Source organism: Streptomyces sp. NPDC101194 (assembly GCF_044767885.1).
Lineage (GTDB): Bacteria > Actinomycetota > Actinomycetes > Streptomycetales > Streptomycetaceae > Streptomyces.
Genome location: NZ_JBIWOS010000008.1, coordinates 22,811 through 35,221, shown reverse-complemented (window position 1 = coordinate 35,221; position 12,411 = coordinate 22,811). Strand labels below are relative to the sequence as shown.

Annotated in this window: 11 protein-coding genes; 6 read left to right on the top strand and 5 right to left on the bottom strand. The window is 68.1% G+C overall.

Annotated elements, in window-relative coordinates; translation table 11 throughout:
- Positions 1-287: 287 nt before the first annotated feature.
- Positions 288-1,361, bottom strand: a complete 1,074-nt coding sequence (locus ACIRP2_RS26860) for a tellurite resistance/C4-dicarboxylate transporter family protein (protein ID WP_404254524.1) — start codon at positions 1,359-1,361, stop codon at positions 288-290.
- 268 nt (positions 1,362-1,629) lie between these two features.
- Positions 1,630-3,270, bottom strand: coding sequence for a molybdopterin-dependent oxidoreductase (locus tag ACIRP2_RS26855; protein WP_404254522.1), 1,641 nt, complete (start codon positions 3,268-3,270; stop codon positions 1,630-1,632).
- A gap of 710 nt (positions 3,271-3,980) precedes the next feature.
- Here ACIRP2_RS26855 and ACIRP2_RS26850 point away from each other — a divergent pair.
- The 4 genes from ACIRP2_RS26850 (at position 3,981) to ACIRP2_RS26835 (ending at position 7,729) form a co-directional block, all read left to right on the top strand.
- Positions 3,981-4,685: a cyclase family protein gene (locus tag ACIRP2_RS26850; protein ID WP_404254520.1), complete on the top strand. Its 705-nt coding sequence runs from the start codon at positions 3,981-3,983 to the stop codon at positions 4,683-4,685.
- A gap of 122 nt (positions 4,686-4,807) precedes the next feature.
- Entirely contained in the window at positions 4,808-6,388 is a 1,581-nt protein-coding gene (locus tag ACIRP2_RS26845; protein WP_404254518.1) for a GMC oxidoreductase, read from the top strand.
- A gap of 165 nt (positions 6,389-6,553) precedes the next feature.
- Positions 6,554-7,393, top strand: a complete 840-nt coding sequence (locus ACIRP2_RS26840) for an SDR family oxidoreductase (RefSeq protein WP_404254516.1) — start codon at positions 6,554-6,556, stop codon at positions 7,391-7,393.
- Between the two features lie 114 nt (positions 7,394-7,507).
- Positions 7,508-7,729 carry a hypothetical protein gene (locus ACIRP2_RS26835; protein ID WP_404254514.1) on the top strand — a complete coding sequence of 74 codons (222 nt, stop codon included), beginning with the start codon at positions 7,508-7,510 and terminating at the stop codon, positions 7,727-7,729.
- Positions 7,730-7,751: 22 nt separating this feature from the next.
- Here the strand turns inward: ACIRP2_RS26835 and ACIRP2_RS26830 are convergent, their stop codons facing one another.
- Entirely contained in the window at positions 7,752-9,590 is a 1,839-nt protein-coding gene (locus tag ACIRP2_RS26830) for a glycoside hydrolase family 15 protein (RefSeq protein WP_404254512.1), read from the bottom strand.
- Between the two features lie 325 nt (positions 9,591-9,915).
- A complete protein-coding gene (locus tag ACIRP2_RS26825; RefSeq protein ID WP_404254510.1) occupies positions 9,916-10,593 on the bottom strand; it encodes a GAP family protein in 678 nt (225 codons plus the stop codon).
- A gap of 374 nt (positions 10,594-10,967) precedes the next feature.
- Here ACIRP2_RS26825 and ACIRP2_RS26820 point away from each other — a divergent pair, with 374 nt between their 5' ends.
- Together ACIRP2_RS26820 and ACIRP2_RS26815 are read left to right on the top strand one after the other, a co-directional pair.
- On the top strand, positions 10,968-11,249 hold the full coding sequence (locus tag ACIRP2_RS26820; protein WP_404254508.1) for a hypothetical protein: 282 nt from the start codon (positions 10,968-10,970) through the stop codon (positions 11,247-11,249).
- Positions 11,250-11,542: 293 nt separating this feature from the next.
- Positions 11,543-11,962 carry a hypothetical protein gene (locus ACIRP2_RS26815; protein ID WP_404254506.1) on the top strand — a complete coding sequence of 140 codons (420 nt, stop codon included), beginning with the start codon at positions 11,543-11,545 and terminating at the stop codon, positions 11,960-11,962.
- Between the two features lie 71 nt (positions 11,963-12,033).
- Here the strand turns inward: ACIRP2_RS26815 and ACIRP2_RS26810 are convergent, their stop codons facing one another.
- The gene (locus ACIRP2_RS26810; protein ID WP_404254504.1) at positions 12,034-12,363 is read right to left on the bottom strand and encodes a hypothetical protein; all 330 of its coding nucleotides are present in this window, start codon (positions 12,361-12,363) and stop codon (positions 12,034-12,036) included.
- Positions 12,364-12,411: the final 48 nt, after the last annotated feature.

The window sequence follows — 12,411 nt, the reverse complement described above, 5'->3', positions numbered from 1 at the left end:
CCAAGGGTGGAACCGGAGTGCCGCCTGTCGACGACGGCACGGGCCGGACACCGCCGTTCCCCGCCCGGTTGCCGTCGCAGCACCGCGTCTTCGTGGTGCAGGACGAGAGGTTCGGCTTCACTCGCGGTGTCCTGCCGCACCGCCGCTTCGGGGACAGGGAGAAGACGTCGAGTCACCCGGTACGGAGCGACCCTCGGCCGAGTACGGTTCAGGAGCTGCGCATACACCGGAGGTGCTGTGAACGGCAACGATGAACCACCGCGCCCCACAAGGAGGTTGGTCGCGGCTCATTGCGTCGCTCCGGTACGGCAGAGACTGCGTGTCAGCGCAGCGAGCATGGCCAGGAAGACCACGGCCCACACCGCTGCTGCCAGCCATGCCTCGCCCTCCCCGAGCGTGATGAGCCAGGAGACCCCGATTGCGCTTCCCAGCTGCCGGGTCGCGACTCCGTACATACCGACGGGGAAAACCAGGCTCCACAGACTCGACGCGAAGCGCAGCGGAACATGCCGGGCCAGGTATCGCCAGGCACCGAGTGCGATCAGCAGCGGGACGAGCCAGGTGGCGAAGGACCACAGCACGAAGCAGAGCGCGGAGGTGACCTCGGTCGGCAGCAGGCGATCGGCCGCCGGCAACCGGAGCAGAGCGGTACCCGCCAGCACGCTGATGGCGGCGGCGCCCATGAACACCCAGTAGGCGGGAATCAGCTCCTCCGGTGCCATCGGTCGCACGAGCATCCGGGACAGGACCAGCGGGGCCACCAGGACGTACTGCATCAGCCCGATCGCCCAGCACACCGAGGCGAACTCGGGCAGGAAGCCATGGGCTGCGGGCGTCAGCCCGTCAAACGCCACTGCTGCGACGGCGACCGACTGGGTGGCGACCACCCACAGGAACCATGTGCCGTTCACCTGGTCCAGCGAGGGACGGCGTCGGGCGGCTGCGACCAGCGCGAGCGGGATTCCGTACCCCAGCAGCAGCCAGCCCAGCACTCCGACGGTCAGCAGCACGGCAGCAGCCGTCCGATGCCCATCGGCCGCCATGCGGTCGGCCAGGATGCTGGAGGCCGCGACCGCGGTGAGAAACGCGAACCCGCTCGGCCCGACCGCGTCCGCGAGCAGTCGTCGTCGCCAGCGCAGCAGCCGCCAGCCGTTGCCGAGCAGCAGAACCCCGTATCCGCTCAGGCCGATCACCAGCAGCGCCGCCGAGGCGCCGCGGGTGCCGTCCCGGTCGAGTGCACTGGACACGATGCCGGTTGCCATCACGAACGCAAACGCCCCAGGGTCCAGGTTCAGCACCGCTGTGCGCACGGCTCGCCGGAGGCGACACTGCGGGAGAGGGGTGGGCGCAGCCAAGGCCATTCACACTCCGCCCGCAGACCTGGCCTGGGCGCCGACCGGCCATTCGACGAGGACGGCGAGCCGACCGCGATCCGCTCCCCGAGTCCCGCTGAGCAGTGTCGGGCAGTCGAATTCGCACTGCGGGCGCACTCCCGCATGGTGACCCGACCGCGCCGCTTGGCGGTACTCGTCGAGGCGGCCCGGCTCGCAGGCGTGCCGGCAGCGCGGTCGCACGGCGGGGGCGACGGCATGCAGCCCTTCGTCGCGGTGCATTCCTGGTGGCATGCCGTCAGATGGGCATGCGGTAGCCGTAGAACTCATGGTCCTCGTTGTAGCCGCCCTGCCCCGCGCCGAGGTGGGAGAAGCTCTCGACGAACTCGATGGCGTGGATCCACTTGACCTGCTTGAAGCCCAGCTCAAGCTCGTTACGCAGCCGAAGCGGAGCGCCGTGCAGCTCATTGAGCGGTTCGCCGTTCATCTCGTAGGCCAGGATGGTCAGATGGTGCTGCATGTGCTCGATCTTGTGAGCGTCGTAGTAGACCCCTCCTTCGCCGCCGGCGGCGAAGGAGTAGAACACCGCAAAGCGCGCCTTTGGCGATGGCTGCACCAGTTCGAGGATCTCTCGCATCGGCACGCCTCCCCACTTGGCGACGCCCGACCAGCCCTGGATGCAGTAGTGCTGGGTGGTCTGCTCCTGTTTGGGCATCGCCTTCAGCTGCTCATAGGACAGGGTGACGGGGTGATCTAGGAGTCCGTCGATCCGCAGTCTGTAGTCGCGGAAGCCGTTGTCCCGCAGGTTCGCGTATTCCTGGCTGTCCGGCAGAGTGCCGTTGGGCCAGAAGAACGGCGAGATCGCCTTCTCGGGGTAGGTTGCACGCGGATCCGCATACTCCAGCAGCGCCTTTGCCCAGCCGATAAGGAACTTCCCGGTTTTCTGCACCACCCGCGGATAGCGCAGTGTGAGCGGTGATGCGGCCCACCAGACGGCCACCACGATGGCCATCCAGACCACATAGAGCCACCATCCGGTCCACGAGGCGGTGTTCATGCCGGTGGTGATGTGGTTGAGGTTCTTGAGCAGCCCGGTGATCCAGACCATGACGGTATGGATGAAAATGAACCCGACAAAAGTCACCAGGACCATGAAATGGACGATGCGGGCTGTCTGGCGGTTGATCCGGCCCCAGCCCAGCCCGAACTTGGCAGCGATGGCCGGCGCCTGCAACAGGCCGGTGATGAACGCCAGTGGCGCAGCGATGAAGACCACAACGAAGTAGGCGAGAATCTGCATGCCGTTGTACTGCGTCCAGCCCTTGTTCGCGGGGAAGTCCAGCGACCCGTACTGGATGGCGGTCGAGATGGCATTGGGGATGACGCTCCAGTCCCTCGGCACCAGCCGCTCCCACTGCCCCGTCGTGAACAGCAGCACGTAGAACGCCACACCGGTGAGGATCCACAGGAAATCGCAGCTGAAATGCCACCAGCGGGCCAGCCCGATCGAGTGCCGGATCCCCGGTAGGCCGAGCCAGCGAGGCAGGGTGACCGCGTCGTCCTTGGCCGTCCACGCACGCTCCGGCGGCTCCTGCGCCATCCGGTCGGGTGGCACCGGGCCACGCAGTCGCAGCCGCTCCCGGCCGGGCATAGACCCGGCGTCCGTCTGCAGTCGTGGGTGGTCGGCCAGGATCTGGATCCCAGCCCGGATGATGAACAGCATGAACAGCAAGTTCAGGAAGTGCAGGATGCGCAACCACAACGGGAACCCGCTGGTGACTGGCGGCTGGAAGTCGCCCGTCCCGGGATGGCCGGCGATCCAGCTCTGCACCGCCGAATAGGTGCGCAACTGCTGGCACACCGCGATCCAGGCGATGAGCCCCACAATACTGACCGGGATCAGCCAGGCGGTGCTGTACCAGCGTTTACCGATGCGCACTTCCGGGATCCGCGCCCTGACCGGGGGGATCCGCCGCGACCACTCCGCGACGACGACACGGTCCTCGGCAGAGCTGAGTTCGCTCTCCAGGGGATCGGGAGCGCCAAGAGGGTCCGAACCCGATGTCGCGCGAGCTTCCCCCGCCCTCCCCCCTTCGTCAGGTCGACCAGCAGGTTGACTCATGAGGACCTCGTCACTTTAGGTAGTCACATGAAGGCGCATTGTCCTAAATCACTATAAATGGCAGTTATCTGGCATGTGTCGCAAGGGTGAGAATTCCCGGCCGGGCTTCCTTGAACGGCACCTGGACGGTCCCGTCGGCGCAGGTCATCGAATGGGCTGTCCACCACGCTCGGCCGATCGGCGTAATCCGCCCGCGCCCCGCGTGTGGCCGGGCCGTCCCGATGATTCCGTGTCGATAAGGAGCGTCGACAGGAGTAGGAGGTTTCCTGATGGTCTCGGATCCGCCTGTACCCTCCCGTCCCTCGACAGCGAGGCCCCTCTCCGAAGCGGCCTTCCGTGACCTGTACCGCCGGCTGCGGTGCCGGGCACAGGACGAGGGGGCGGAACCGCGTGGCGCGCTGGACCGGCTGACGCCGGACCGGGTCGTGGCGGCGGCTGCCGAGGTCCGATGCGGGCGCACCGTGTCGTTGGCCGCGACCGTCGAAACCCGGTCCACTCCGGACAGTCCGGAGCCCGCGTCCCATCGGATGACGGCTCCCACGCACCGGGAGACCGGCGCACCCGGGCTTGCGTTCGCCCGCGACCGGTTCGCCATGAACGTGCACAGTGATGTCGACAGCCACCTCGACGCGCTGTGCCACGTGATCTTCGACGGCGAGCTGTACGGCGGCGTCCCGTCGAGCACGGTGACACCGGACGGGGCCGGAATGCTCACGCTCGACCTGGTGCGTGACGGCATCGTCGGCCGCGGTGTCCTCCTGGATCTCCCGCGGTTGCGCGGGGTGCCCTGGCTCGATCCCGGCGACCAGGTGACCGCCGAGGACCTCGTCGCAGCCGAGACCGCCCAGGAGACCAAGGTCGGACCGGGTGACCTGCTTTTCGTGCGGGTTGGACACCGCGTGCGGCGCCGTACCCTCGGCCCCTGGGACGTGACGCGGGCCCGGGCGGGCCTGCATCCGACAGCGATGGACTTTCTGGCGGAGAGGGGCGTGTCGGTCCTGGGATCGGACGGCAACAGCGATGCCGCGCCCAGCGCGGTCGCCGAGGTCGGGTTTCCTGTGCATGTTCTGGCCGTCAACGCCATGGGGCTGCATCTGCTGGACTGGCTGGACTTCGAGGAGCTGGTCCCGGTGTGCGAGCAGCAGGGACGCTGGCACTTCCTGTGCGTGGTCGCGCCGCTGCGACTACCGGCCGCGACCGGCTCTCCAGTGAACCCGATCGCCGTTCTGTGACCGTGCCGGTATCCGGCACCGGTGCGGGCCCACTCCGGGTGCCGCACCCCTGTACGGCGCGTACGTTCGAAGAAGAGGAGCTGCAACGGGCGCAGTCCACGCGAACAAGGACGGTGGTTGCCATGGACGCCCTGCACCCTTACGACGTCATCGTCATCGGCACCGGTGCCGGCGGCGGCACCCTGGCTCACCGCCTCGCCCCGTCCGGCAAACGGATACTCATCCTCGAACGCGGCGACTACCTGCCGCGCGAACGCGACAACTGGGACTCCACGGCCGTGTTCGTGAAGGCCAAGTACCGAGCCCCGGAGTTCTGGCTGGACCGGCACGGCAACGAGTTCCCGCCCGAGGTGAACTACTACGTCGGCGGGAACACCAAGTTCTACGGCGCGGCGCTGTTCCGGCTGCGCCCCGAGGACTTCGGCGAACTCCGCCACCATGACGGCATCTCGCCCGCCTGGCCCATCGGTTACGACGACCTGGAGCCGTACTACACCCAGGCGGAGCACCTCTACCTGGTGCACGGCCGGCACGGCGAGGATCCCTGGGAAGGGCCGTGCAGTGCCCAGTACGCCCACCCTCCGGTCGAACACGAGCCGCGGATCGAGCAGTTGAGCCTGGACCTTGAGAAGCAGGGACTGCACCCCTTCCACCTGCCGATCGGGGTCAATCTCACCCAGGACGAGAACGGGAGGGCCACCCACTCCAGTGTCTGCATCCGCTGCAACCGCGTGGACGGCTTCCCCTGCCTGGTCCGCGCCAAGTCCGACGCCCAGGTGATCTGCGTGGAGCCGGCACTGCGCCACCCGAACGTGGAGATGGTCACCAACGCCCGAGTCACCAGGCTGGAGACCGACGCCACCGGACGCAGCGTCACCACCGTCGTCGCCCAGCTCCCGGGCGAGCGGGAGGCCCGGTTCTCGGCCGACATCGTGGTCGTGGCGTGCGGGGCCGTCAACTCCGCCGCGCTGCTGCTCGCCTCGGCCAACGACCAGCATCCGCACGGACTGGCGAACAGCTCGGACATGGTCGGTCGGCACTACATGCGTCACAACAACCTTGCGTTGATGGCCATTTCGAAGGAACCCAACGACACTCAGTTCCAGAAGACCCTCGCCCTGCACGACTGGTATCTGGGCGCGGACGACTGGGAGTACCCGCTCGGCGGGATCCAGATGCTCGGCAAGTCGGACGCCGAGCAGATCCACGGCGAGGCCCCGCGCTGGGCCGGAGCGGTGACACCGGACATGCCGTTCGAGGTCCTGGCCCATCACGCCGTCGACTTCTGGCTGTGCGGAGAGGACCTGCCGCAGCCGGACAACCGGGTGACCCTGGAGGACGACGGCCGGATCCGGCTCACGCTCGACGAGGGCAACAACATCGCCGGACTCCAGCACCTGCGGCACAAACTGCAGCACATCCTCGGCCATCTGGGCATGCACGAGCACCATCTGCTGTCCCGCAGCATCTACCTGCACAAGGGCATGCCGATCGGCGCCACCGCACACCAGGCCGGCACCGTGCGCTTCGGCACCGACCCGGCGTCCTCGGCCCTGGACGTCAACTGCAGGGCGCACGACCTGGACAACCTCTACGTCGTCGACACCAGCTTCTTCCCGAGCATCGGTGCCGTCAATCCGTCCCTGACGGCCATCGCGAATGCCCTCCGCGTCGGCGACCACCTGCTGGAGCGGCTCGGCTGAGCCTCCGTCCCCGACCGGACCCCGACCGGGCGAACATCCTGCGCCGGGCAGCGCAACACAGTCCACCGTGGCATGCCGCCGTCCCTCTCCGGTGCTTGTCTGATGCCCGGACCTCCGGGCGACGGGCCCGGCGGAAGCGGGCACGCAGTGGAGGAGCAGGACATCGTGAGTTCCACCGAGGGGACAATCCAGGGCCTGATCCCCACCCACCTGCTGCGGGGACAGAAGGCGCTCGTGACCGGCGCGAACTCCGGCATCGGCAGGGCGACGGCCGTCGCCCTGGGCCAGGCCGGGGCCGATGTGGTGGTCAACTACGTGGCCGGCCGCGAAGAAGCCGAGAAGGTGGTCGAGGAGATCACCGCACTCGGGGTCCGGGCGGCCGCCTACGAGGCGGACGTCTCCGACGAGCAGCAGGTCGTCGCCATGACGGACCGCATGGTCCAGGAGTTCGGCACGATCGACATCCTGGTCGCCAACGCGGGACTCCAGCGGGACGCCCCGTTCACCGGGATGACCCTCGCCCAGTGGCAGAAGGTGCTGGACGTCAACCTCACCGGACAGTTCCTGTGCGCCCGCGAGGCGACCAAGGAGTTCCTGCGCCGCGGAGTGGTCCCGGAGGTGTCGCGCTCGGCCGGGAAGATCATCTGCATGAGCTCGGTGCACCAGATCATCCCCTGGGCCGGGCACGTCAACTACGCCTCCTCAAAGGGCGGGGTACAGATGATGATGGCGACGCTGGCCCAGGAGCTCGCCCCGAAGAAGATCCGCGTGAACGCGATCGCCCCCGGAGCCATCAAGACCCCCATCAACCAGAGCGCCTGGGAGACGCCGCAGGCCCGGGAGGACCTGCGGCGGCTCATCCCCTACGACCGCATCGGCAACCCCGAGGACATCGGCTACGCGGCCGTCGTCCTCGCCTCCGACCTCATGGACTACGTCGTGGGCGCCACCCTGTACGTCGACGGCGGGATGACGCTCTTCCCCGGCTTCGCCACCGGCGGCTGACCCGCTGCACCCGCCCCGGCGTGGCGGTCTTCACCCTAAAAGGCGACACATGCACAGGTTCGTCCCGCTGTCGGCGGACACGCTGTAAGGCCCTCGCTCCGCTGGGAACCGACTGTGAGCACGGGGTTCATGGCCGTCTTCCTGCTGCTTGCGATCGCCGCCTACGCCTGCGGCGGAGGCACCGACTACGGTGCCGGCTTCTGGGGCCCGGCGGGCTCTCGCCGCCATCGCCGTCATCGCGCTGTTCGTCACCCATGGAGACACGCTCAGCTGTACCGACTGGACACCCACGGCGAACTGGAGGGCCTCACCGACGCCGACCTGCGGCGCTGGTGACGAAGGCCGAACCGGTTGCGGGCTACCGCCGGTCGAGAGCCTCGTTCAACGTCATGGCCGAGTCGATGAGGGCGAGATGGGTGAACGCCTGCGGGAAGTTGCCGAGCTGACGGCCGGTCGGGTCGATCTCCTCGGAGTACAGTCCCAGATGGTTGGCGTACCCCATCATCTTCTCGAAAACCAGCCGTGCCTTGTCCGTCCGTCCCGCGCGTGCCAGGGCGTCGACGTACATGAACGTGCACAGGGAGAAGGTGCCCTCCGAGCCGCGCAGACCGTCGGGCGAAGCAGCGGGGTTGTACCGGTAGACCAGGCTGTCGCTGACGAGCTCCTGATCCATGGCGTCCAGAGTCGACGCCCACATCGGATCCCCGGGTGTGAGGAACCCGACCGTCGCCATGCGCAGCAGCGAGGAGTCCAGGACCTCGCTGCCGTAGTGCTGGACGAACGCCTGCCGTTCCTTGCTCCACCCCTTGGCCATGACCTGCTCGTAGACGGCGTCCCGTTCGGCCTGCCAGCGTCCGGCTGCGGACGGCCACCCCGATGCCTCGGCGAGTCGCAGAGCGCGGTCGAACGCCACCCACGACATGACCCGGCCGTAGGTGAAGTCCTGGCGACCGCCGCGGGTCTCCCAGATACCCTCCTCCGCCTGGTCCCAGTGGTCGGCCAGCCAATCCAGGTCCGTCCGCAGCGAGGTCCATCCCCCGTGCGCGACGTGGAAGCCGTGCCGGTGCGCGAAGTAGATGCTGTCCAGCGCCTCGCCGTAGATGTCCAGTTGGAGCTGGGTGGCGGCGCCGTTGCCGATCCGTACCGGCGCGGAGCCCGCATAGCCTTCCCAGTGATCGAGGATCTGCTCGTTCAGATCGGAGGAGCCGTCGACCTTGTACATGATGTTGAGCGGGCCCGTGGTCCCGTCGCCTCCGGCCCGCTCCTTGACCCGATCGCCCAGCCAGATGATGAACGCCCTGGCCTCCTCCGTGAAACCCAGTCCCAGCAGGGCATACACGGAGAACGAGGCGTCCCGGATCCAGGTGAAACGGTAGTCCCAGTTGCGCTCACCGCCCAGTTGCTCCGGGAGAGCCGCCGTGGGAGCGGCCACCACAGCGCCACTGGGGGCGAAGGTCATGAGCTTCAGCGTGATCGCGGAACGCTCCACCACCTCCCGCCAGCGCCCGGTGTAGCGCGACTGTGCCAGCCAGGAACGCCAGAACGCCACCTTCTCCTCGAAGAGCCGCTGGTGTTCGTCGCGCCGGACCTCCCTGGGCGGTCCTTCGGCACCCATCTCCAGAATCAGCCCGCGCTGCTGACCGGCCTCCAGGGTCAGCGAGACCTTCAGGTCGCCGTCGTGGTCCGTGAGAAGGTCCGCGACCTGTTCGTCCTCCGGCTCTCGGATGGGGTGCATGGTGAGTTCCGTGCCATCCTCCGCGGCAAAGACCGCTCCGTGCGGGGTGATGTGCAACTGGTGTTTGCTGCGCCCGTAGTCGAAGCGCGGGGCGACTTCGACATCGAACGTCATGGTGCCGCGCACACAGCGGATCAGGCGGACCAGGCGGTGACGGTTCGTGGCCGTCGTACTGGTCACAGGCATGAAGTCGATCACCTCACCGGCGCCCGCCTCGGTCATGAACCGGGTCACCAGGATCGCTGTGTCAGGCAGGTACAACTGCTTGGTCGAATGCGTCCGATGGGTCGGCCTGACCGTGCAGTGGCCTCCCTTCTCCTTGTCCAGAAGCGCCCCGAAAACACTCGGCGAGTCGAACCGAGGGGAGCAGAACCAGTCGATCACCCCCTCGGTGGTCACCAGCGCCGCGGTCTGCAGATCGCCGATCAGCCCGTGGTTCTCGATCAGTGGGTACTCGTCCATCGGGGCGCCCCTTCCGGTGTGCGATTCACCCGAATGCACCCCCTCGATCAGCGTATGCCGGAGCTCCTGCTCCGGCTCGTCGGGCGAGGGAGGCCCCAGCCCTGTGCGCCGGCACGGGGGCGGCCGGCCCGGCGACGGCGACCGAGAAGAAGTCCGGCGTGTCGATGACGTGGGGCACGGGCCGCAGCACAAGCTCGAAGGCCGTGGACCGCAGGCCGGCGCCGCGCGCCAGCAAGTCGGCTGCCGTCGGTGACAACCGTGACCCCGCAGCAACGAGCGGACGGCCCATGCTTCACAGCCGACACCCACGACTCCTCGGCTGTCATCAGGAGACGAGGATGGAGATGCCGTCTCCGAGCAGCTTCAGCCCGAGGACGAAGAACAGGACGGCCATCACGGCGACATTGTGCTGAGCTGCCCACTCCTTCCAGCTGCCGAGCGTGATCTTGGCTCGCTCTCCCCCGAGAAGGAAGACTCCCAACGGGGCCAGCAGGCCCAGGGTGGCGATCAGGACGAAGATTGCCAGCGATGCGATCTGCTGCCCGACCGGCAGTCCGGCTGAGCCGATCACGGCCCCTGCGGCGATGGTCAGCGGGGCGTTCTTGGCGTTGAGGGCGGCCAAGGCCAGTCCGAGGGCGAAGACCTTGACCGGAGAGAGGCGGTCGATCGCACTCATCCACTTCGGCAGCTGAGCGTGCGAGGGATCCTTCGGGCGCCGGTGCCACTGCCGGGCGCCGAGGACAACGAGGAGCACTCCCAGAGCGAGCTTGAGGGCTCCCACCCAGGTGGCCGGGTGATTGTGGGCAGAAGCGCCTGCTGGGGAGGCGATCGCCAGCATCACCGCGCCCAGTGCCGAGAGTCCCAGGATCCATCCGATGGTGAAGAGGATTCCGTTGAGACGTCCCCGAGGTGTGGCGAGTATGAGGATGATGGCGATGATGGGGAGCGGGCTGACCGCGACGGCGGCCGCAAAGCCCAGCACGTCACCGAGAACGTGGCCCATGGTTGCCTCCGGGTGGCGGTCCGATGGAGCAGGGGCGCGGCGGAAGCGGGTGACCCGGCCGCCTGGGCGGCGCAACGGGTTGGTGTGCGATGGGCTGCGACACTGTCTTCCCGGACGCGCGGACGTGGCTGCCCTGCGACGGTGATGACGACGTACTCGGCGCGTCTCACCGAATTCCATCTTCCTGCGCCTGGCCGGATCTGTCCTCGGGAGCTCCTCGGGACACGAGGACCCCGGCGTCGGCCCTGCGGTACCAGGCAGCCGACCCCGCAAAAGTCAGACGCTTCTCGAGACAACACCCCCGGTGACCGAACCTCCCTGCGGCCGAGATGCGAAGCAACTCGGCCGCAGGGAGGATTGCAGAGGTGGGGGCGATGGCGCCTCATGTCCGGGTGCTTGGCGACCCTTACACCGATCCGTGGCGGGAGAGCCTCGCGATGAATGCGACAGGTGCAACGCAGCCGGCTCACCCTGAGCACCCGGGCAGGACGGATGGGGTCTGCAACGAGTTCACCGTTTTCACCAAGATCAAGCCGGGCGAGGTCGATGCGTTGCGGGAGGATCTCGCCGCGATGGCCGACGCTGCGGATGACGAGAAGGTCCATGCGGCGGTGCGCCAGATCGGCACGACCAGTCCTTCACCTCTGGATCTTTGACACCGGGGAACCCTTCGCTGTGTGAGAAGACCTTGTCGAAGCGGGCCCCGACCACCGTCTTGGCGAAGTCGTCGATGCAGGTGCCCCAGGAGCCGTCGAAGACGCTGGCGAACGTGAACCTAGGCCGATCGGACCGAGGACGACGGGCTGTCGCTCAGCGCGGTGCGCCACGGCCTGGACGAAGCAGTGCTCTCGCACGTCTGGGTCCAGCGCCCGCACCTGCGCAGTGAACTCCTGGGCTGGCCTCGCAGATCACCGCACCGAAAGGCATCGCCGCCAAGTACCGTGCGCAGGTGGCCACCGCTCTGACGCACCTGGCCACGGGGCCGGGAGGCCATGCAGTCCTGCGGATCGTCGACCAGTGGATCGCCGCGGAGAGCGATGCGCAGCGCCGTCTGGCTGCGGGCGTGCTGGAAGGTACTGCCACCCATCCGGGCATCGGTGTGGCCGTGCGCAAGTACCTCTATGACGCCGTCGGCCAGAGGAACCTGAGCGAAGCACTCGCCCGGACGGTGGCCGAGGTCTGTGCGGGCCGCCGCGGTCACGAGTACCCGCGCGTCGCGCTGACCCGTCTGCGGATTCTGGCGGGCCGTGCCGACCAGCGCGGTGCGCCGGCCGTCGCCCAGGCCGTGCGCGACCCGGCCGCCGAGCCCAGGCTCCGGCCCTTGGTCCTGAGCGAGATCGTCGGGTGGGCCGAGAGTAGGCGAGCGTGACGTGAAGGAAAGCGCGGGAGCGCGACGGGTGTCGGCCGTCAGCGGATGACGTGCCGGTTTCGGCCCGCCCCCTACTGCCCGGGGCGCGGTGCGGGACTGCCCCGTCGCCGACCGGCGATGCCCCGCGCCTGCCCCAGCAGTCGGGGTGCGGTGGCCAACAGGGCCTGAACCTGGCTGTCGGGATCGGTCCGTCGCGCGGACGTCCCTTCGGCCTCCAGTGCTCGCACCAGCGCTTCCAGGAAGCCCGACAGGGCCACCAGTTCATCGCGGACGACGCGGAGCCGGGATCCCATTCCGCCCACTTGGCGTCGCTTGGCGGCCGGTTCACCGTATTCCTTGGACGTCAACGCCACCATGGGCTGCCCGTCGACCACGATGTGCCGGGGTTTGTGTTTCGCCACAGGTGACCTTCCGTCGCTCGGCCCGCCGTGGCGGGTCCGTTCCCGTCT

What these genes read in the sequence shown, in the direction of transcription:
- ACIRP2_RS26860 (WP_404254524.1), bottom strand. Translation starts at nt 1,361, where the DNA reads ATGGCCTTGGCTGCGCCCACCCCTCTCCCGCAGTGTCGCCTCCGGCGA.
- ACIRP2_RS26850 (WP_404254520.1), top strand. Translation starts at nt 3,981, where the DNA reads ATGACGGCTCCCACGCACCGGGAGACCGGCGCACCCGGGCTTGCGTTC.
- ACIRP2_RS26845 (WP_404254518.1), top strand. Translation starts at nt 4,808, where the DNA reads ATGGACGCCCTGCACCCTTACGACGTCATCGTCATCGGCACCGGTGCC.
- ACIRP2_RS26830 (WP_404254512.1), bottom strand. Translation starts at nt 9,590, where the DNA reads ATGGACGAGTACCCACTGATCGAGAACCACGGGCTGATCGGCGATCTG.
- ACIRP2_RS26825 (WP_404254510.1), bottom strand. Translation starts at nt 10,593, where the DNA reads ATGGGCCACGTTCTCGGTGACGTGCTGGGCTTTGCGGCCGCCGTCGCG.
- ACIRP2_RS26820 (WP_404254508.1), top strand. Translation starts at nt 10,968, where the DNA reads ATGGCGCCTCATGTCCGGGTGCTTGGCGACCCTTACACCGATCCGTGG.